Below are 18832 nucleotides of genomic sequence, written 5' to 3'. Positions count from 1 at the left end.
CGGTGCACCAGGCGGAGCACGCGATCGGGGCTGACCTCCGGCACCGGGACGCGTGATGGGACACGGACACGGGCATGGGCACGCGGCGAGCCGCGCTGCCGACCGGCGCCGGCTGGTGCAGGTGCTTGCGGTCACCGGCACCGTGCTCGTGATCGAGGTGATCGGCGCGTGGCTGACGGGCTCCCTCGCGCTCCTGGCCGACGCCGGCCACATGGCCACCGACGCGTCGGCTGTGCTCATTGCCCTCTCCGCCTCGTACGTCGCCACTCGGCCCGCAGGCCCGCGGGCCACCTTCGGGTGGCACCGGTTCGAGGTGCTGGCGGCCCTGGTCAACGCCGTCGTGCTGCTCGGTGTCTGCGGGTTCCTCGGGTGGTCGGCCGTCCGGCGGCTCGCGCACCCGACCGAGGTGGAGGGCGGCGGCATGCTGCTCTTCGCGCTTGCTGGCCTGCTCGCCAACCTCGTCTCGCTGGCGATCCTGGCGAACGCCGACCGCACCTCGCTCAACATCCGCGGCGCGTTCCTCGAAGTGCTCACCGATGCTCTCGGCTCGGTGCTCGCGATCGTGGCCGGCGCGGTGATCTGGCTGACCGACTGGACGCGGGCCGATGCGATCGCCACGCTGCTCATCGCGCTGCTGATCCTGCCGCGATCACTCTCCCTCATCCGCGACGCCGGTGCGGTGCTGCTCGAGACCGCGCCCCGCGATCTCGATCTCCTCGACGTCGAGCGTCATCTGGCAGAGGTGCCCGGCGTGGTCGAGGTCCACGACCTGCATGCGTGGACGATCACCTCGGGGATGCCGAGCCTCTCGGCCCACGTCGCGGTGACCGATGCGGCGCTCGCCGAACGCGGGGTCGGCGCCTATCTCGACGAGCTGGCTGCCTGTGTTGCTGACCACTTCGGCATCCGCCACGCCACCTTCCAGGTCGAACCGGCCGGCCACCGCAAGCACGAGGACCTCGGCGAAGCGGGCTGCTGATTCTCCGTCCGGCTCGTTGGAGGGCCGCGCGTGTGTGTTGGTCGTGGTGGATTGGTGCCATGCGCGCCGCCCCGGTACGGTGGTCATGACATGTGGTCCCCGTCACAGCGGGGCTCTGGCACCGACCATCAGGACCCACCACCCATGCGGCGCTGATGGCGGAAGATCGACACCGGCAACCCCGGTGGTGAAGGAGGAGTGGTGTCCCAGTCCACTGATTTCGGTCCCGACCTGGTTGAGGTGTTCGGTCCCTCCCAGGCAGACGGCGGCCCGGAACTCGTCCAGTTGCTCACTCCGGAGGGAGCGGCTCGAGCGCTCCGACTTCCGTTTCGAGCCCACCGATGCCGAGGGCAACCGGATTCCCGAGGATGAGGCCATCCGCGGTCTCTATCGCGACATGGTGCTGACCCGGCGACTCGACACCGAGTCCACCGCGCTGCAGCGCCACGGCGAACTCGGCATCTGGGCGCAGCTGCTCGGCCAGGAGGCGGCGCAGATCGGATGCGGCAGGTCGTTGCTCCCGCAGGACTTCGTCTTCCCCACCTATCGCGAGCACGGTGTCGCGTGGTGCCGCGGCGTCGACCCGCTCCACCTACTGAGCCTCTTCCGCGGGGTGGATCACGGTGGTTGGGACCCTGCCGACCACAACTTCGGGCTCTACACGATCGTGATCGGAGCCCAGGCCCTCCACGCCACCGGCTATGCGATGGGTATGCAGCGCGACGGGGTCGTCGGCACCGGCGACCCGTCCCGCGACGCCGCGGTCGTCGCCCACTTCGGCGACGGTGCGTCGTCGCAGGGCGATGTCAACGAGGCCTTCATCTTCGCGGCCTCCTACAACGCCCCGGTCGTCTTCTTCTGTCAGAACAACCAGTGGGCGATCTCGGAGCCGATCGAGCGCCAGACGCGGATCCCGCTCTATCAACGCGCACTCGGTTTCGGGTTCCCCGGCATCCGTGTCGACGGCAACGACGTGTTGGCGACGTACGCCGTCACGCAGGCTGCGCTGCAACGGGCCCGGGAGGGACAGGGCCCGACCCTGGTGGAGGCCTACACCTACCGGATGGGCGCCCACACCACCACGGACGACCCGACGCGCTACCGACTCGACCACGACGTGGAGCGGTGGAAGCTGCGTGACCCGATCGCCCGGGTGAAGGCCTACCTGAGTCGCAACGGCGCGGCGTCGGAGAGCTTCTTCGCCAAGGTGCAGGGTGAGGCCGACGAGCTCGGTCACCGGCTGCGCGAAGGTTGCAAGGCGATGCCCGACCCGTCACCGATGGCGATGTTCGACCACGTCTATGCCGAGGAGACGCCGGAGCTGGCCGCCCAGCGGGAAGGCTTCGCCGACTACCTCAAGAGTTTCGAGGGTGAGCACGATGACTCAGACACAACGCACTTCGACAGGCTCAGCACAGCGCACTTCGACAGGCTCAGCACAACGCATCACGCTTGCGAAGGGCCTCAATGCCGGCCTGCGCAAGGCGATGGAGACCGACGACAAGGTCCTCATCATGGGCGAGGACGTCGGCAAGCTCGGTGGTGTCTTCCGCATCACCGACGGTTTGCAGAAGGACTTCGGCGAGGACCGGGTCATCGACTCCCCACTCGCGGAGTCGGGCATCGTCGGCACCGCGATCGGCATGGCGTTGCGTGGTTACCGCCCCGTCGTGGAGATCCAGTTCGACGGCTTCGTCTACCCGGCCTACGACCAGATCGTCTGTCAGGTCGCGAAGATGCACTACCGCTCCAAGGGCCGCTATCCGATGCCGATGGTCATCCGGATCCCCTTCGGTGGCGGCATCGGCGCCGTCGAGCACCACTCGGAGTCACCCGAGGCGCAGTTCGCCCACACGCCCGGACTCAAGGTGGTGGCCTGCTCCAACCCGGTCGACGGCTACTGGATGATCCAGCAGGCGATCGCCTCCGACGACCCGGTGATCTTCCTCGAGCCCAAACGGCAGTACCACGCCGACAAGGCCGAGCTCGATCTCGACGTGGCTCCGCAGCCGCTCCACACCTCGCGCGTCGTACGCCGCGGCAGCGACGGCACCCTGCTGGCCTATGGGCCGACCGTGAAGACGGCGCTGCGGGCCGCCGAGGCAGCGGCAGGCGAAGGCCGCTCACTCGAGGTGATCGACCTGCGCACGCTCTCCCGCTCGACATGGGCCCGGTTCTCGACTCGGTGCGCCGTACCGGCCGCGCGATCGTCGTGCACGAGGCCCACGTCAACCTCGGCCTGGGGGCAGAGCTCTCCGCACGCATCACCGAGGAGTGCTTCCACTCCCTCGAGGCACCGGTGCTGCGGGTCGGAGGTTTCGACACGCCCTATCCGGCCTCGCGGATCGAGGAGGAGTTCCTCCCCGACCTCGACCGTCTGCTCGACGCCGTCGACCGTTCGCTCGCGTTCTGAACGCCGTCGGTCGAGCCCGTCGAGACCAGGAAGAGAGAAGCAATGCCCGAGTTCAAACTGCCCGATGTCGGTGAAGGCCTCACCGAGGCCGAGATCGTCTCCTGGAAGGTCGAGGTCGGTGACGTCGTTGCGATCAACGACGTGATCGTCGAGATCGAGACCGCCAAGTCGCTGGTCGAGCTGCCGTCGCCGTTTGCCGGCACGGTGCTTGCGATCCTCGTCGAGGAGGGGAGGAGGTGCCGGTCGGCACCCCGATCATCTCCATCGGCGATGCCTCCGCGAGTACGTCGACCGGCGCTGCCCCCGTGACTGCCGCGGCAGCGCCGGGAGCCGCCGAGCCCGCCGCGGACCGGGCCGGGATCGGCGAGATCGACCTCTCCAACCCGGCCGCCAGCGGTGGTGGTGAGGGCGAGAGCCTCGTCGGCCGGATGAAGGCCGACCGTGGTCCGATGCGCCGGCCGCGCAAGGGTTCTGCGTCGCCCGCCACCGAGTCGGCGGCCGCCACCCAGATGCAGGTACAGGGCGCCTTCGCCCCGGGTGGTGCGCAGTCGCAGGCAGTGATCGAGGCCGACGAGCCGGCAGTTCCCGCCGTTCCTGCCGATTCCGACAGCGGCGCCGCGGGAGCAGTGGCCGGTGGCGCTGTGCGCGCACTCGCCAAGCCCCCGGTCCGCAAGCTCGCCAAGGATCTCGGGGTCGACCTGGCCGCGGTCACGCCCACCGGAGCCGGTGGCGTGGTGACGAGGGACGACGTACACGCCGCCGCCGAAGGGGCATCGGCCCAGCCGGTGGCGAGGCAGGGTGCTGGTGAGCGCGAGACCCGCGAGCCGATCAAGGGTGTGCGCAAGATGATGGCGCAGGCGATGGTCGACTCGGCCTTCACCGCGCCCCATGTCACCGAGTGGGTCAGCGTCGACGTCACCCGCGCGATGGAGTTCGTCGAGAGACTGCGCAGCCACCGAGACTTCCGTGACGTGAAGGTCGGTCCGCTGCTGCTGCTGGCGCGCGCCTGCCTGCTGGCGATGCGGCGTACCCCGGTCATCAACTCCCAGTGGGACGGGGACGCCAACGAGCTGGTGCTCAAGCACTACGTGAACCTCGGCATCGCCGCAGCGACCCCGCGCGGGTTGGTCGTGCCCAACGTCAAGGATGCCGACGCGATGTCGATGCGGGAGCTGGCAGAGGCGCTCGACGACCTCACCGCTGTCGCGCGTGAGGGCCGCACCCAGCCTGCCGAGATGGCCGGTGGCACCTTCACGATCACCAACGTCGGTGTCTTCGGCATCGATGCTGGCACCCCGATCATCAACTCGGGAGAGTCCGCGATCCTCTGCTTCGGCGCCGTGAAGAAGCAGCCCTGGGTGTGCACCGACGCCGATGGCAACGACGAGCTGGCGATTCGCCAAGTGACCACACTGGCGCTGAGTTTCGACCACCGCCACATCGACGGCGAGTCCGGCTCTCGTTTCCTTGCAGACGTCGCCGCCGTCATGGAGGACCCGGCCAACGCCCTGCTCCTCTGAACCGCCGAAGTGGGAGGTCACGGCGTGCAGTTCCTGCTCGCTGAACCGGGTGGTCGAACCGTTCAGGGGTGGTCACACCTCGCGGGTGACCGGGGGAAGGTTGAGCGACTTGATCTCGTCGCGGAGACCGCCCATCTCGGCGTCGAGGGAGGAGGCCGTGACGGCGACCTCGCGGAGCTTCTCGCGCAGGTGGTCCGGTACGGCGCCGTCGTACTTGTAGTAGATCCGGTGCTCGACGCTGGCCCAGAAGTCCATGGCGATGGTGCGGATCTGGAGTTCTACCGGCACGTTGACCGAGCGGTCGGAGAGGAAGACCGGAACCTGGACGATGAGGTGCAGGCTCTGGTAGCCGTTGGGTTTCGGGTGGGCGATGTAGTCCTTGACCGCGAGCACGGTCACGTCGGGCTGGCGGGTGAGCATCTGGGCGAAGCGGTAGGTGTCCTCGACGAAGGCGCACGTCACCCGGATGCCGGCGATGTCGCGGATCTGCTCCCGGACCTGACCGAGGTCGAGCGGCAGGTTCAGCCGTCGCATCTTGTCGACCAGGCTGTCGAGCGACTTCAGCCGTGTCTTCACGTGCTCGACCGGACTGTATTCGTGGGTCTGCTCGAATTCGCGGCGGAGGATGTTGATCTTGGTCTCCACCTCCTCCATGCCGCAGGCGTACTCGAGGCGGAAGGTGGTCAGGTCGGCCTGCAGGGCGCGCAGCGCTGCCTCGGTTCGTTGGGGGTCGCCGGTGCCGTTGACCAGATGACGCAGGAACTCGACATCGGTCTGGGGAGCAGCCTCGTTCATGCCTTCCAGTATGCGTGGTGCTCGTGCAGCGCGGGTCCCTACGCAACAAGTGCGACCTCGTGACGCAACGAGTGCGACCTCGTGACGCAACGAGCGCGACCTCGTGGTCAGCGCCGGCGGCGCTGGCTGATCGTGGAGAAGAGCGACATCCCCTTCGCCAGTCCGGTTGACGCGACCCGGTTGGTGGCGACGCCCTTGGGGCGACGGGGGTTCTTGATGGCGTCGGTGCCACCGTCGACCGTCACCACCGAGCCGACCATCAGGCTCGCGGCATCGGACAGCAGGAACCCGATCAGCTCCGCGACTTCGTCGGGTCGGCCCGGGCGCTTGAGCGCGGTGGGGTAGCTGTCGGCGAATCGGCCGAAGACCGGGTCTGCCTTCACCTCGACGGTCATCGGCGTCGCGATCAATCCGGGGGCGATGGCGTTGATCCGGATCCCTGCGCCCGCCCACTTCTTCTTCACGCCCTCACGGCGGGCCCACCAGGCCAGTGCGGCCTTGCTCGAGGGGTAGGCGATCACGGCCGGCACCTTCGCGGCTGCGGCCCGCGCCCTGTCTTCGTCACCGTTGAGGCAGGCCTTCGCGACCGGTGCCGACCACGCCGGCTGGCAGGTCACGGAGTTGGAGGAGAGCAGCACGACGGCGGCATTGCCGGAGCTGGCGAGCCGGTCGTGCAACCCCTCGACGAGCTCGACCGCGCCGAAGTAGTTCACCGAGACCAGCAGCTCCGGGTCGACACCGGTGATGCCGGCCAGGCCCGCACATGGCACCACGCCGTGCACGACGTCGGTCAGGTCGCGGACCGCGGCGACGGCCTGCTGGCGACCGACTGGGGTGGAGAGGTCGGCCACCACGTCAGAGTCGTGCCGGTCGACGCCGACCACTTGGTGGCCGCGCTCGGTCAACAGGCGGACGGTGGCGGCACCGATGCCGGAGGCAGCGCCGGTGACGACGTACGTGCGGGACTCAGCGGAGGCGGCCATGGCGGGAGACTAGTCGTTCCGGGGCAGGTGTCCCAGAAGTGTCCATGCGCCGCGCCACCGCGTGCCGACGGGACTCCTCGTCGAGCGCCCGCCACTCACACGTAGCGCGCGCTCCGCTCGGCCACGCTCCCTGGTCCGCGCTCGAGCAGCGAGCTCAGTTCGTGCTCGAGCACCGCACCCACCCGGCGACAGAAGTCCTCGGGTTCGTCGGCGGCGTCAGGGCGTTCGGAGACGATGCGGTCCACGACCCCGCGTCGGTGGAGATCGATGGCGCGCACCTGCTGGGCGCGCGCCATCTCGGGAGCATGGTCGAGGTCGCGGTGCACGATCGCGCTGGCACCCTCCGGCGGCAACGGTGAGAGCCAAGCGTGCTGGGCCGCCACGACCCGGTCGGCCGGCAGGAACGCCAACGCGCCGCCCCCGTTGCCCTCGCCGAGCATCAGGCACAGCGTCGGAGCCCGCAGCGTCACCAGCTCGGCCAGGCACCGGGCGATCTCACCTGCCAGCCCACCCTCCTCGGCCTCCACGGACAGGGCGGCGCCCTGGGTGTCGATCACGGTCACGAGCGGCAGCCCCAGCTCGGCCGCCAGGTGCATGCCGCGGCGGGCCTCGCGCAGTGCGCCGGGCCCCATCGGGTTCGCCACGGTCTGGCCCCGTCGGTCCTGGCCGAGGAACACGCACGGTGCCTCACCGAAGCGTGCCAGCGCGATCAGCAAACCGGGATCGGCCTCGCCCTGACCGGTGCCGTTGAGGGGGACCACGTCGGTGGCGGCGAAACGCAGGAGACGGCGTACGCCGGGGCGTTCCGGGTTGCGTGACCGGGTGACGGCCTCCCACGTCTCCACATCGGGGATCGCGACATCGCTGGGCTCGGGTACGGCGCGGATCCCCAACCGGGGCGCCTCCAAGATGGTGAGGGCCCGGTCGAGGATCCCGGAGATCTCCTCGGGAGGGACGACGGCGTCGATGATGCCGTGCTTGTAGAGGTTCTCGGAGACCTGGACGCCCTCCGGGAACTGCCGGTCGTACAACGCCTCGTAGACCCGCGGCCCGAGGAAGCCGGTCAGCGCGCCCGGTTCGGCAACCGTCACGTGGCCGAGCGATCCCCACGACGCCATCACGCCACCGGTCGTGGGGTGACGCAGGTAGACGAGGTAGGGCAGGCCGGCAGCCTTGTGCTCGGCGACCGCCGCGCTGATCCGCACCATCTGCACGAAGGCGGGGGTGCCCTCCTGCATCCGGGTGCCGCCGCTCGCGGCGGCAGCCAGCAACGGCAGCCGCTCGCGGGTCGCCCGTTCGATCGAGGTGACGAGCCGATCGGCTGCCGCCCGGCCGATGGAGCCGGCAAGGAAGCGGAACTCACTGGCCACGACCGCGACCCGGCGCCCGTGCATCAGACCCTCGCCAGAGATCACGGACTCGTCGACGCCCGACTTCTCCTCCGCTGCCGTCAGTTCGGCGGCGTAGTCGTCGGAGATGCCGGTGCGGTCGGGGCGCGTGTCCCATGATTGCCAGGACCCCGCGTCGAGAACGAGGTCGATCAGCTCATGGGCGGAGAGGCGTCGGGTGCTCACAATGGCGATTGTGCCAGCAGATTTTCGGCCGGGTCGGTGCTTCTAGGATGGCCCCATGACCGACCACGCTCTCGCGGCCCACCGTCGTCGGCAGCGCGGTCACATCGCGGTGGGTGTGGTCTTGGCAGTGTTGGCCGTTGCCGTGATCTGGTGGGCCGGCCGCGAGGGAGGTGTGCTGGCAGGAGTGGGCGCCGAAGCACAGGACGACCCGACCCTGGGCTGGACCGAGGTCGACAGTGCGGTGCGCCCCGACCTGCTCGCCTCCGCGGAGGTGGTCAACGGCGACGTACCGGCGGAGCTGCCGCGCGTCGTACTCCTCAACCTGTGGGCCAGCTACTGCGGACCGTGTCGCGAGGAGATGCCGGCGCTCTCGGCGCTCGACGACGACGCCGGCCTCGACGTGGCAGTGCTCGGCATCTCCTTCGACAAGGAGCGTTCGTGGGCGCGCGACTTCCAGCAGGCGGTCGGCGCGAGCTTCGCCAACGTGCTCGACCCGGCTTCGTACCTCCAGGAGGAGCTCTCCGAGATCACTCCCGTGAGGTGGCTGCCGACCACGTTCCTCATCGTCGACGGCCGGGCCCGCTGGGTGCACCTCGGGCCGTTCGACGATCTCGACGCGTTGCGCCGCGACGTACGCACGCGGCTCGCCGCCATCAGTTGAGATCGAGCTTCGGAGACTCCGCGCCCAGCAGCCATGCGTCGAAGAGGTCGCTGAGCTCGGTGCCGGTCTCCTTCTCGACCCAAGCCAGGTAGTCGTCGCGGTTGGAGTTTCCGAAGGGCTCGACGGTCGGCCACTTCTTGACCATCGCCCAGAACTTCTTCTCCCCGACGCGCTCGCGCACCTGGTGCCACATCAGCGCGGGGCCGTAGTAGATGTTGCTCTGGCCGAAGGCGGTCGGGTCGTAGGCGCCGGGAGGACCACTGTCCACGCGATGGCTGCGCTCGTAGGCGACCACGCCCTTGAGGACATCCTCCATCGTGGCGCCGTTGTCGACCTGGTGGACGAACTCGAGATAGGTCGTCATGCCCTCGTTCATCCACACGTCGCGCCAGTCGGTGGGGAGACGACATTGCCGTACCACTGGTGGACGATCTCGTGCACGAGCGTGTCCGTGCTCAACGCATAGGGCGTGTTGCCGATGGTCATCATCGTCTGGGTCTCCATCGCCGTCTGGTTCGGCACGACGACCGCGCCCAGCCGGTCGAAGGGATAGGCGCCGAGCTTGCTCTCGACCCACGTCAGCGCTTCAGGCAGCTTGCTCATCGCCGCCTCCGCACGGGCGTCCCCTCGCGGTGTCCACCAGGTCAGCGGGACCCCGCTCCTGCTGGTGGCCTCAGCCATCACGAAGTCGTCGAAGGCGACGGTGGTCAGGTAGGACGATGCGGGCGAGGCGAGGTGGAAGGTGGTGACGGTGAGGTCGTCCTCGACGGTGCGGGAGGTGAGCTCGCCGTTGGCCACCCCGACGAAGGGCTCGGGCACGCGCAGGGTGAAGTCGTAGAAGGCCTTGTCGGAGGGCTGGTCGTTGACGGGGTACCAGGTGAAGGCGCCGTAGGGCTCCTGCACCGTCCACGTCGAGCCAGTGTCGGTGATCGTGAAGCCGACGCCGTCGAAGTCGCTGCGCGTGGTCGGCGCGGAGTAGGGAGTGGGCTCGCCCGAGTACTCGACCACCAGCTGGTAGCGGTTGTCGGCCTCGACGGGGGACTTCACGACGAGGTCCTTGCCGACGTGGCTGGTCTCGACCTTCTCGCCGTCGAGGGTGGCGGCGTCCACCTGCAACGCGTCGGAGAAGTCGAGCTGGAAGACGTCACGGGTGCTGGTCGCGCGCAGCGAGATGGTGGCGATGCCCGTGAGCTGACGCTGCTCCGGCTGCCACGTCAGGTCGAGGTCATAGTGGAGCGCGTCGACACTCGGGTCGCCGATGTTGGGGTAGTAGGTGTCCTCGACGGGCTCACTCACCGCCGGATCCCAGGCGGGGTTGTCGAGACTCGGGTCGTGCGCAGGCTCCGTCGGGTCGGTCGAGATGTCGGTCGTGGTGCTCGGAGGCGGGTCCTGGCTGCCCCGACCGGCATCGGCGTCATCACGGTTGACCACCCACACCACCGCGACAAGGGCGACCGCGACGGCCACCAGACTGGCCACCAGGGCCACAAACTTGCCGCGCACGCGGTGCTCCTTCACGTTGTCTGCACCGACCGGTTCGGCCCGCGCATCATTGACACCTGTCTGCCCGGTGGGCCGAGTCGGGAAACTTCCACGTAGCCACGGCCGGCGTGGAAGGCCAACGACGCCTCGTTCGGCGGGTCGACGTTGACCTCCAGCAGCAGGGGTACGTCGCCCAGGGACTTCTCGAGTTCGGCATAGGTCCTCGCGCCGAGGCCGAGACGCCGGTAGGGCTCATCGATGACGACCCGATCGAGATAGCGGAAGTCGTCGAAGCGTTCGGAGAACCACCGGTAGTAGCCGGAGTCGTAGTCGGCGCCCGAGGCGAAGGTGAGCACGAAGCCGGCGCGCTCACCGTCGTGCTGGATGATCACCGCCTGGTGGGCCCAACCCAGCAGCGCCTCGAGTCGCGCCCCGTCCATGGGCGAGAGCACCTCGACGTTGCGTTCGTTGAGCTCGAGCACGAAGGCGTGGTCGTCCGGCTCGATCGGTCGCAACAACGCGCTCATGGCCACTCCAGACCGACGGTGCGTTGGCTCAGTTCCCACAGCGCCTGTTGTGCCCGTGGGTCCCGGGCCAGCTTTGACGGACGCACCACGGTGGCCTCGCCACGAAGCTCGCGGAAGCCGTCGGGTCCGCAGAACGTGCCGCCCGGCAGGTCGGCCGTTGCCGCCATCAGGATCGGCTGGGCACCGGCGGCAGCGGGTTGTCCGGTTGCGCGCTGGGCAGCGTGGAGGATGGCATGGGCTCGACCCTTCGTCCCCAGCGTCTGGCCGTGGGCGAGGAGGTGGGTGGCGGCGTACCCCGGATGGGCGGCCAGCCCCTCGACGGGGAGGCCGACCTCGCGGCACCGCCGGTCGAGCTCGAGTGCCATGAGCAGGTTGGCCAGCTTGGTCTGGGCGTAGACCTGCCAGCGGCCGTAGCGGCCGGTCTGGGCGCGGGGCTCGGCCAGCGGTGCGGTGCGTGCGGCGTGGTGGAGACCGGAGGAGACGTTGACGACACGCCCGCGGCCCGACAGCACCAGTTGCGGCAGCAGGAGGCCGGTCAGGAGGAAGGGGCCGAAGTGGTTCGTGGCCATCTGCAGCTCGAGGCCGTCCACGGTGCGGGTGTGGGGGTGGCCATCACGCCGGCGTTGTTGACCAGCACGTCGACCGGGCCGAGGCGGACCGCATGCCCGGCAGCGTGACGCACCGAGGAGAGGTCGGCCAGGTCGACGATCAGCTGCTCGAGACGGGCCTGCGGCACGCGACGCTCGATCGCGGTCCGGGTCGTGGCGATTCGTTCGGCCGAGCGCGCCGCCAGCACGACCCGGGCGCCCGCACCGGCCAGGGCCAGTGCGGTCTCCCGGCCGAGGCCGCTGGTGGCGCCGGTGACGACGAAGGTTCGACCCGACTGGTCGCCGAGGTCGACGGTCACGGAGTGACGCCCATGACCGCGAGGATGCGATCGGCGAGGTCACGGTCGCCTCCGATGCGCACGTCCGCGGGAGCACTGCGGCCGCCGGCGAGCACGACGTGGTCGGCCACCGGCATGGCGAGGCGCACCGTCGGGTCGGCGGGCGGCTCGACCTGCTCCGCGCGACCGGAGTCGTTGACCCGCACAGCGGTGGTACCCACCCCGTCGACCTCGAGCACGACGGTGGTGCCCGCCGGGGCACCAGCGCGCTTGGCGACCGCGAACCCCAGCGACTCCATCAGGTAGGAGGAGACGTGGTGGGCAGCAGGGCCGTCGAGGTTGCCGGGACGACCGATGGCTCGGCGTACGTCCTGCTCGTGCATCCACACGTCGAGCGGCCGGTTGCGCAGGAGCGTGCGCTGGTTCCATCCGATGGCACCGAAGAGGCCCGGTGCCGGCACCGAGCCGTCGGTGGGAGGAGCAGCGTCCAACGCCGCGGCGCGAGAGCGCACCGCGGCGCGGATCTCGTCGAGCAACTCGTCGGGGGTGCGGTCACGGCGGGCCACGACCCCCTGCTCGGTGAAGATTCCCATGGGGCTCTTCACGTGCGGCGGCTCGCCGATCTCGAGCTCGTCGTGGCGGGCGCCGGCCAACAGGGCCTCGAGGTGCGCGATGTGGGCGACCACTGCGTGCACGTCCCATCCCTCGAGGTCGGTGGTCCTCGACCACTCCGCGGCCGGGACCTCCTCCATCAGCGCAATGAAGTCGTCCACGGACCGTTTCCACACCGCGATGTAGCCGGCCAGTTCCTCGGCGTCAGTCATGCTCGCACCCTACTGATCGTGGGGCTCCGGGCACAGGGGGTTTGCGTCCGCTGGGACAATCGTGACGTGCCCAGAAGCGTCCGAGCCCCCGAGGTCCGCGGCCGGGGTTGGCTCAACACCGACCGTCCGCTGACGATGCGCGAGCTGCGGGGCCGCTTCGTGCTCCTCGACTTCTGGACCTTCTGCTGCATCAACTGCCTCCATGTGTTGGAGGAGCTGCGACCGGTCGAGGAGAAGTGGGCCGACGAGCTGGTGGTCGTGGGTGTGCACTCGCCGAAGTTCGAGCACGAGGCCGATCCCGAAGCGCTGGCCCGAGCGGTGGAGCGTCACGGGGTGACCCACCCGGTGCTCGACGATCCGGAGCTCATCACCTGGCAGGCCTACGCAGCCAAGGCCTGGCCGACCCTGGTGCTCGTCGACCCCGAGGGCTACGTCGTGGCCACCTATGCCGGGGAGGGTCATGCGCATGCTCTCGACGCACTTCTCGAGGAGCTGGTCGAGGAGCATCGTCGCAAGCACACCCTGCAACCGGGCGCTGCGACGTACACCCCGCCCGAGGTGGTCGACACGCTGCTGCGCTTCCCGGCCCGGGCCGAGTTGGGTCCTGACGACACGGTTCTGGTGGCTGACGCGGGGCACGATGCGGTCGTGCAGCTGCGCGACGGTGAGGAGATCGCCCGCTTCACCGGCTTCCGCGAGCCCAATGGGCTCTGCGTGCTGCCTGCCGACGTCGCCTCCGGCGTGGGTTATGACGTGGTCGTCGCCGACACGGTCGGCCACAGACTGGGCGGCATCACCTTGGCGACCGGCGAGGTGCGCACCCTCGCGGGCGACGGCCGCCAGTGGATGCAGGGTGAGCCGACGACCTCGCTGAGCAGCCCGTGGGACGTGGCCTGGTGGCAGGAGCGAGTGTGGATCGCGATGGCCGGCACCCACCAGCTGTGGACCTTCGACCCGCGCACCGGAGCCGTCGAGGTGGTGGGTGGCACCAGCAACGAGGGGCTGCGCGACGGCTCGCTCGCCGACGCTTGGTTCGCCCAACCGTCTGCCCTCGCGCCCGACGGCGACCGGATGTGGGTTGCCGACTCGGAGACCTCCGCCCTGCGCTGGGTCGCCGACGGCGCCGTGCACACGGCCGTCGGACTGGGGCTCTTCGACTTCGGCTTCCGCGACGGTGAGCGTGAGGAGGCTCGGCTCCAGCACCCCCTGGGGGTGCAGGTGCTGCCAGACGGCACGGTCGCGGTGTGCGACACCTACAACGGCGCCATCCGTGGATTCGACCCCGAGACCGGCCGGCTGCGGACCCTCGCGGTGGGACTCGCCGATCCGGCAGACCTGCTCGTGACGGCCGGGACGACGTACGTCGTTGAGTCGGGCGAGCACCGAATCGTGCCGGTCGTGCTGGGAGCAGGGAGGCGACGGGCACGTCGACTCGGACCCAGCGTCCGGTGACGGAGGTCGGCGCCGTGGTCAGGCTGACGGTCCCCTTCACGCCGCCGCCCGGTCAGAAGGTCGACGAACGATTCGGGGCGGCGACCCACCTGGTGGTGACCGCGACCCCGTCGGCCCTGATCCGCTCCGGTGACGGCCACGGCACCGACCTGGCCCGGGTCCTGGAGCTCGACCCCGCCGTCGGTGAGGGCATTCTCCATGTCGCCGCCCGTGCCGCCTCCTGCGACATCGGTGACGGCGAGGGCGCCGCCTGCCGCATGCACCAGCAGGACTGGGGAGTCCCGCTCCGGGTCGTCGCCGACGGTTCAGGCGTGCTCTCCCTCCCCTCGGGGGCACCTCCCACTGACACTCCCACTGTCATTGGCCACCCCAAAATGGGGATCGTCCCTAACAGATTTGTAGATTCCGGCCGAAAACTACAAATCTGTTAGGGACGATCCGCCTTGAACCGCGTGTCAGCTGATCAGCTTGTCGAGCTCGTTGTAGACGGAGGCGTCGCCCTGGACGACGCGGCTGCGGCGGCCGTCGATGGAGACGGGTACGTCGCCCTGGACGGTGATGCGGCGCACCTCGCGGGTCTGGGTGTCGAAGTCGGCGACGGCGTAGTGCTGGGTGGCGCGGTTGTCCCAGATCGCGACGTCGCCCTGGAGCCACTGCCAGCGGATGGTGTTCTCCAGCTTGGTGACGCGGTCCTGCAGCAGGTTGAACAGGATCGAGGACTCCTTCTGGTTGAAGCCGGAGAACTGCTTCACGAAGTGGCCCAGCACGAGCGCCCGCTCGCCGGTCTCGGGGTGGACGCGCACCACCGGGTGCTCGGTCAGGTAGATCTCCCGGGCGAACTCCTCCTTGAGGAACTGTGCGGTGCTCTCACCGGCGCGGCTGTCGGTCTGGTGCGCGTAGTCGTAGTCGTTGGAGTGCGTCGCCCACAGGTCGTCGACGAAGGCCTTCAGCTGGGGCGGGAGGGCCTCGTAGGCGGTGGCGGTGTTGGCCCAGACCGTATTTCCGCCGTACTCGGGGATCGTGGCCCCGCGCAGGATCGAGAACGCGGGCACCCGGTCGACGAAGGTCACGTCGGTGTGCCAGGAGTTGGCGGCCATGCCCTGGGTGGCCTTGAGGGAGAGCACGCGGGCGCTGCCGGTGTTGACCGTGGGGTGGGCGGTGGTGAGCGGGCCGAGCAGCTGACCGAAGGCGATCTGCTGCTCGTCGTCGAGGTGGTGCTGGCCACGGAAGAAGACGACCTTGTGCGCAAGGATGGCCGCCCGGATCTGTGCGACGGTCTCCGCGTCGAGGTTGCCGCCGAGCTGGACGCCCTCGATGCGGGCACCGATGCGGCTGCCCAGCTTGTGCACGCTGATCTTGCTGGTGGTCTCACGGTCCAGGGCGATGGTCATGCTCGTGTCCTCTCGTCAAGCGGCCCTCGTGGCCGCGGTCGTGAGTACTACGGTCCTCCGTCGCGCCGTCGGACCCAAGGGTTTCGATCCGCATGAGCACAACCCTGAAATCAGCCGCGGCGCGGACCCCTGGGGATCCGCGCCGCGGGCGAGTGCCGACGTACGGCGTCAGCTCGGTTGCCGCCGAGCGCCGTCGGTCAGGTCGTCACTTGATGCTGTCGAGCCAGTCCGGGTTGTTCTCCAGCCACTCCTTGGCGGCCTTCTCCGGGTCGTTCTTGTAGGTGTTGACCACGAGGTCCTCCAACTCGCCGTACTGCTCGTCGGTGAGCTTGGCCTTCGTCATCATGTCGGCGACATCTGCGAAGTCGTCGGCGAAGTCGGGCCGAGCGATCTCGTTGAGGGTCTCGGAGTCGCCCAGGGCGCCCTTCGGATCCTCGAGGTCGCGCACCGGGAAGCTGCTGTTGGCCCAGAACGGGCGCCACAGTGTGACGACGATGTCGCGGTCGGCGTCGACGGCACGCTTCAGCTCCGCGAGCATGGTGGCCGTCGACGAGGTGACGAGCTGGTACTCGTCCTCGAGGTCGTACTCCGGCATGACCGATTCCTTGGTCATCTTGGTGAGGCCGGCGCCGGGCTCGATGCCGATGATCTTGCCGTCGTAGTCGCTGCCCTTGCCCTTCAGGTCCTCGATCGACTGCAAGGAACTGTACTCCGGCACCGCGAAGGTCAGCTTCGCGTTGTCGTAGTAGGAGCCCAGGTCCTCGAGCTTGGGGAACTTCTCCATCAGGGAGGCGTGGGTGACCTCCGGCCACGCGGACGGGTAGACGTCGACGTCGCCGCGGTTGAGGCTGGTGTAGAGGAGCGGCGCGTCGCCGAGCTCATCGATCTTCACGTCGTAGCCCTCGTCCTCGAGGACGACCTTCCAGAGATTGGCCATGCTCACGCCGTCGGTCCAGCCCGGGATGATGCCCAGGGTGATCGACTTGCCGTCGCTGCCACTGTCGTCGTCGCCACAGGCCGCCAGCGACAAGGTCAGGCCGAGCGCGGCGATGCCGGCGCAGACCTTCTTCCACACGGTCGTACTCATACGTCGTCCCTTCTGTTACACGCCCGCGGTCCGGGGACCCGGCGCTCTTCTAGTCGTCCCGAGAGGAAACTGGAGAACTCTGGTCAGGCGGCAGCAGGTTGCCGCTCGCCCTTGCTGAACTTGGTGCGCAGGGTCTTCAGGCGACCGTGCCCGGGGCGGCGTGAGCCTGCGCTGGCGGTGATGCGGTCGAGGAAGATCGCCAGGACCACCACGCTGAGACCGGCCTCGAAACCGAGTCCGACCTCGAGGTTGGCGATCGCGCCGACGACGTCGCCGCCGAGTCCGCCACCGCCGACCATGCCGGCGATGACTGCCATCGACAGCGACAGCATGATGACCTGGTTGACGCCGGCCATCACGGTCGGCATGGCGAGGGGAAGCTGCACTTCGCGGAGGATCTGGCGAGGCGTGGCACCGAAGGCATGGCCGGCTTCGACGACCTCGGCGTCGACCTGACGGATGCCGAGCTCGGTGAAGCGGACGCCGGGGGCCAACGCGAAGATGACGGTGGCGACCAGACCGGCGTGGACGCCCGCGCCGAAGAGCATCACGACCGGCACCAGCCACACCAGGGCCGGCATCGTCTGCATGAAGTCCATCACGGGCTTCACCACGGCACTGACCTTGCCGAAGCGCGCGGCCAGGATGCCGATCGGGATGCCGATGACCAGGGCCACGACGGTGGCGGAGACCACGAGCGAGGCGGTGGCCATGGTGTTCTCCCACTGGTCCATGCCGATCACCAGGACCAGGCCAACCACACTGCCGAGGGCGAACTTCCAGTCCTTCGCCAGCCAGGCGAGCAGGGCCAGGATCGCGACCATCACCAGCGGCGCTGGCGTCAGCAGCAGGTCGGTGAAGGAGTTGACGGTGTCCTCGATGTTGCGACCGACCCGGTCGAGGAAGTCGCCGAAGTTGGCGATGATCCAGTCGACGCCCTCGACGATCTTGTCGCCCAGCGGGATCCGCGGCACTCCGTGCACCTTCTCGGCGTTCAACACGTCGGCGTTCAACACGGCGCTCATACGTGGTCTCCTTCCGCTGCGCCGGCTCCCGCGGTGACGAGGTCGCCCCCGTTGGTGCTGACGTTGCCGAGTGCGCTGAGCAACGTGACTCGGGCGATCACACCGACCAGGCGTTCGCCGTCGACGACGGCGAGCGGAGCCGGCTGCTCGGCCGACGGCGTGAAGAGCTCGGAGAGCGTGGTGTCGGGCGTGACCAGGTGGGCATCGACGAGCAGTCCGTCGAGGCTGTCCTTGCCGGCCTTGACCGCGTCGGCGGCGACGGACTCGGTGATCACTCCCTGCAGCCGTTGCTGACGGTCGACCACCATGATCGAGTTCAGCTGGTTCTCGCGCATCAGCTTGTGGGCGGCGCGGGGGCCCTGCCCGGCACCGAGCACGGCGACCGGCCGCTCCATGACGGAGGAGGCGGTGAGCACCTTCGTGCGGTCGACGTCCTGCACGAACTGGGCGACGTAGTCGGTGGCCGGGTCGTTGAGGATCTGCTCGGCGGTGCCCTGCTGCACCACGCGACCGTCACGCATCATCGCGATGCCATCGCCCAGGCGCATGGCTTCGTTGAGGTCGTGGGTGATGAACAGGATGGTCTTGTCGAGTTTCGTCTGCAGGTCGATGAGTTGGTCCTGCATCTCCCGGCGGATCAGCGGGTCGAGTGCGCTGAACGCCTCGTCCATCAGCATCACCTCGGTGCCGGCGGCCAGCGCCCGGGCCAGGCCCACCCGCTGCCGCATGCCGCCGGAGAGGTCGCTGGGCAGCGAGCCGCCCCAGCCGCCGAGACCGACCATCTCGAGGGCCTGCTCCGCCTGCTTCTCCCGTTCGGCGCGGTTCACGCCCTTGACCTTGAGGGCGTACGCCGCGTTCTCACCCACGGTCCGGTGAGGGAGCAGCGCGAAGTGTTGGAAGACCATGCTGACCTTGTCGCGACGGGCGCGACGAAGCTTGCGCGCATCCAGCTTGGCCAGGTCTTCCCCGCCCACGACCACGGAGCCGGCGGTGGGCTCGAGCAGCCCGTTGACCATGCGGATCAGCGTGGACTTCCCGGATCCGGAGAGTCCCATGACGACGAAGATCTGGCCCGCATCGACCGAGAACGAAGCATCGATCACTGCCGCAGTGATGCCGTCGGCACGCAACTCCTCACGGGTGGCGCCGTTCTGGAGTCTGACCAGCGCCTTCTGGGGTCGCTTGCCGAAGATCTTGTGGACACCTGACAGTTCGATCAACGGCACGAACTCG

17 protein-coding genes and 3 pseudogenes are annotated in these 18832 nt (G+C 69.0%); 7 read left to right on the top strand and 13 right to left on the bottom strand.

What is annotated here, in order from left to right:
* The first annotated feature begins 55 nt into the window (after positions 1–55).
* From L1066_RS14800 to L1066_RS14785, 4 genes and pseudogenes are all read left to right on the top strand, one after another.
* Positions 56–979 carry a cation diffusion facilitator family transporter gene (locus L1066_RS14800; RefSeq protein ID WP_235737046.1) on the top strand — a complete coding sequence of 308 codons (924 nt, stop codon included), beginning with the start codon at positions 56–58 and terminating at the stop codon, positions 977–979.
* A 240-nt stretch (positions 980–1219) separates the two neighbouring features.
* A pseudogene (gene pdhA, locus L1066_RS14795) lies at positions 1220–2351 on the top strand (pyruvate dehydrogenase (acetyl-transferring) E1 component subunit alpha); the annotation flags it as partial.
* Between the two features lie 115 nt (positions 2352–2466).
* A pseudogene (locus L1066_RS14790) lies at positions 2467–3392 on the top strand (alpha-ketoacid dehydrogenase subunit beta).
* Between the two features lie 42 nt (positions 3393–3434).
* A pseudogene (locus L1066_RS14785) lies at positions 3435–4912 on the top strand (dihydrolipoamide acetyltransferase family protein).
* Positions 4913–4984: 72 nt separating this feature from the next.
* Here the strand turns inward: L1066_RS14785 and L1066_RS14780 are convergent.
* From L1066_RS14780 to L1066_RS14770, 3 genes are all read right to left on the bottom strand, one after another.
* Entirely contained in the window at positions 4985–5707 is a 723-nt protein-coding gene (locus L1066_RS14780) for a GTP pyrophosphokinase (RefSeq protein ID WP_235737045.1), read from the bottom strand.
* A gap of 107 nt (positions 5708–5814) precedes the next feature.
* Positions 5815–6690, bottom strand: a complete 876-nt coding sequence (locus tag L1066_RS14775) for an SDR family oxidoreductase (RefSeq protein ID WP_235737044.1) — start codon at positions 6688–6690, stop codon at positions 5815–5817.
* 95 nt (positions 6691–6785) lie between these two features.
* Complete coding sequence (locus L1066_RS14770; protein ID WP_235737043.1) at positions 6786–8264, bottom strand: carboxyl transferase domain-containing protein; 1479 nt, start codon at positions 8262–8264, stop codon at positions 6786–6788.
* Between the two features lie 55 nt (positions 8265–8319).
* On the opposite strand from L1066_RS14770, the gene L1066_RS14765 reads away from it, so the two are divergent.
* Positions 8320–8925: a TlpA family protein disulfide reductase gene (locus L1066_RS14765; protein ID WP_235737042.1), complete on the top strand. Its 606-nt coding sequence runs from the start codon at positions 8320–8322 to the stop codon at positions 8923–8925.
* Here the strand turns inward: L1066_RS14765 and L1066_RS14760 are convergent.
* Genes L1066_RS14760 through L1066_RS14735 form a run of 6 tightly spaced genes read right to left on the bottom strand, consistent with a single transcriptional unit; the run spans position 8918 to position 12644 of the window.
* The gene (locus L1066_RS14760; protein WP_235737041.1) at positions 8918–9289 is read right to left on the bottom strand and encodes a hypothetical protein; all 372 of its coding nucleotides are present in this window, start codon (positions 9287–9289) and stop codon (positions 8918–8920) included. The two genes, L1066_RS14765 and L1066_RS14760, sit on opposite strands and share 8 nt — an antisense overlap.
* Positions 9290–9297: 8 nt before the next feature.
* Positions 9298–10428: a gluzincin family metallopeptidase gene (locus L1066_RS14755; RefSeq protein WP_235737040.1), complete on the bottom strand. Its 1131-nt coding sequence runs from the start codon at positions 10426–10428 to the stop codon at positions 9298–9300.
* 11 nt (positions 10429–10439) lie between these two features.
* Positions 10440–10934, bottom strand: coding sequence for a GNAT family N-acetyltransferase (locus L1066_RS14750; protein ID WP_235737039.1), 495 nt, complete (start codon positions 10932–10934; stop codon positions 10440–10442).
* A complete protein-coding gene (locus L1066_RS14745) occupies positions 10931–11524 on the bottom strand; it encodes an SDR family NAD(P)-dependent oxidoreductase (RefSeq protein WP_235737038.1) in 594 nt (197 codons plus the stop codon). The genes L1066_RS14750 and L1066_RS14745 overlap by 4 nt, the downstream gene beginning before the upstream one ends.
* Positions 11470–11841 carry an SDR family NAD(P)-dependent oxidoreductase gene (locus L1066_RS14740; protein ID WP_235737037.1) on the bottom strand — a complete coding sequence of 124 codons (372 nt, stop codon included), beginning with the start codon at positions 11839–11841 and terminating at the stop codon, positions 11470–11472. Before L1066_RS14740 ends, L1066_RS14745 begins: the two co-directional genes overlap by 55 nt.
* A complete protein-coding gene (locus L1066_RS14735; protein ID WP_235737036.1) occupies positions 11838–12644 on the bottom strand; it encodes a maleylpyruvate isomerase family mycothiol-dependent enzyme in 807 nt (268 codons plus the stop codon). Before L1066_RS14735 ends, L1066_RS14740 begins: the two co-directional genes overlap by 4 nt.
* Before the next feature lie 66 nt (positions 12645–12710).
* On the opposite strand from L1066_RS14735, the gene L1066_RS14730 reads away from it, so the two are divergent.
* Both L1066_RS14730 and L1066_RS14725 read left to right on the top strand, forming a co-directional pair.
* Positions 12711–14096 (top strand): thioredoxin-like domain-containing protein, encoded by a 1386-nt coding sequence (locus L1066_RS14730; protein WP_235737035.1) that lies wholly within the window; start codon positions 12711–12713, stop codon positions 14094–14096.
* Between the two features lie 14 nt (positions 14097–14110).
* Entirely contained in the window at positions 14111–14527 is a 417-nt protein-coding gene (locus L1066_RS14725; protein ID WP_235737034.1) for a hypothetical protein, read from the top strand.
* Positions 14528–14551: 24 nt separating this feature from the next.
* Here L1066_RS14725 and L1066_RS14720 read toward each other — a convergent pair whose 3' ends face one another.
* The 4 genes from L1066_RS14720 to L1066_RS14705 all read right to left on the bottom strand — a co-directional run bounded on the left by L1066_RS14720 (position 14552) and on the right by L1066_RS14705 (position 18825).
* Entirely contained in the window at positions 14552–15487 is a 936-nt protein-coding gene (locus L1066_RS14720; protein ID WP_235737033.1) for a TauD/TfdA dioxygenase family protein, read from the bottom strand.
* Between the two features lie 205 nt (positions 15488–15692).
* Positions 15693–16574 (bottom strand): glycine betaine ABC transporter substrate-binding protein, encoded by an 882-nt coding sequence (locus L1066_RS14715; RefSeq protein ID WP_235737032.1) that lies wholly within the window; start codon positions 16572–16574, stop codon positions 15693–15695.
* An 83-nt stretch (positions 16575–16657) separates the two neighbouring features.
* A complete protein-coding gene (locus tag L1066_RS14710; RefSeq protein ID WP_312007860.1) occupies positions 16658–17599 on the bottom strand; it encodes an ABC transporter permease in 942 nt (313 codons plus the stop codon).
* Positions 17596–18825, bottom strand: a complete 1230-nt coding sequence (locus tag L1066_RS14705; protein WP_235737031.1) for a quaternary amine ABC transporter ATP-binding protein — start codon at positions 18823–18825, stop codon at positions 17596–17598. The genes L1066_RS14710 and L1066_RS14705 overlap by 4 nt, the downstream gene beginning before the upstream one ends.
* Between the last annotated feature and the right edge of the window lie 7 nt (positions 18826–18832).

This window comes from Nocardioides alcanivorans, from assembly GCF_021555175.1.
In the GTDB taxonomy this organism is placed as follows: Bacteria; Actinomycetota; Actinomycetes; order Propionibacteriales; family Nocardioidaceae; genus Nocardioides; species Nocardioides alcanivorans.
The sequence above is the reverse complement of the archived record's forward strand: the minus strand, read 5'-3'. Positions and strand labels throughout refer to the sequence as shown.

Excerpts from the sequence above, each read along its gene's own strand:
- L1066_RS14800 (WP_235737046.1), top strand. The coding sequence starts at position 56 with ATGGGACACGGACACGGGCATGGGCACGCGGCGAGCCGCGCTGCCGAC.
- L1066_RS14780 (WP_235737045.1), bottom strand. The coding sequence starts at position 5,707 with ATGAACGAGGCTGCTCCCCAGACCGATGTCGAGTTCCTGCGTCATCTG.
- L1066_RS14775 (WP_235737044.1), bottom strand. The coding sequence starts at position 6,690 with ATGGCCGCCTCCGCTGAGTCCCGCACGTACGTCGTCACCGGCGCTGCC.
- L1066_RS14765 (WP_235737042.1), top strand. The coding sequence starts at position 8,320 with ATGACCGACCACGCTCTCGCGGCCCACCGTCGTCGGCAGCGCGGTCAC.
- L1066_RS14760 (WP_235737041.1), bottom strand. The coding sequence starts at position 9,289 with ATGACGACCTATCTCGAGTTCGTCCACCAGGTCGACAACGGCGCCACG.
- L1066_RS14750 (WP_235737039.1), bottom strand. The coding sequence starts at position 10,934 with ATGAGCGCGTTGTTGCGACCGATCGAGCCGGACGACCACGCCTTCGTG.
- L1066_RS14735 (WP_235737036.1), bottom strand. The coding sequence starts at position 12,644 with ATGACTGACGCCGAGGAACTGGCCGGCTACATCGCGGTGTGGAAACGG.
- L1066_RS14720 (WP_235737033.1), bottom strand. The coding sequence starts at position 15,487 with ATGACCATCGCCCTGGACCGTGAGACCACCAGCAAGATCAGCGTGCAC.
- L1066_RS14715 (WP_235737032.1), bottom strand. The coding sequence starts at position 16,574 with ATGAGTACGACCGTGTGGAAGAAGGTCTGCGCCGGCATCGCCGCGCTC.
- L1066_RS14710 (WP_312007860.1), bottom strand. The coding sequence starts at position 17,599 with ATGAGCGCCGTGTTGAACGCCGACGTGTTGAACGCCGAGAAGGTGCAC.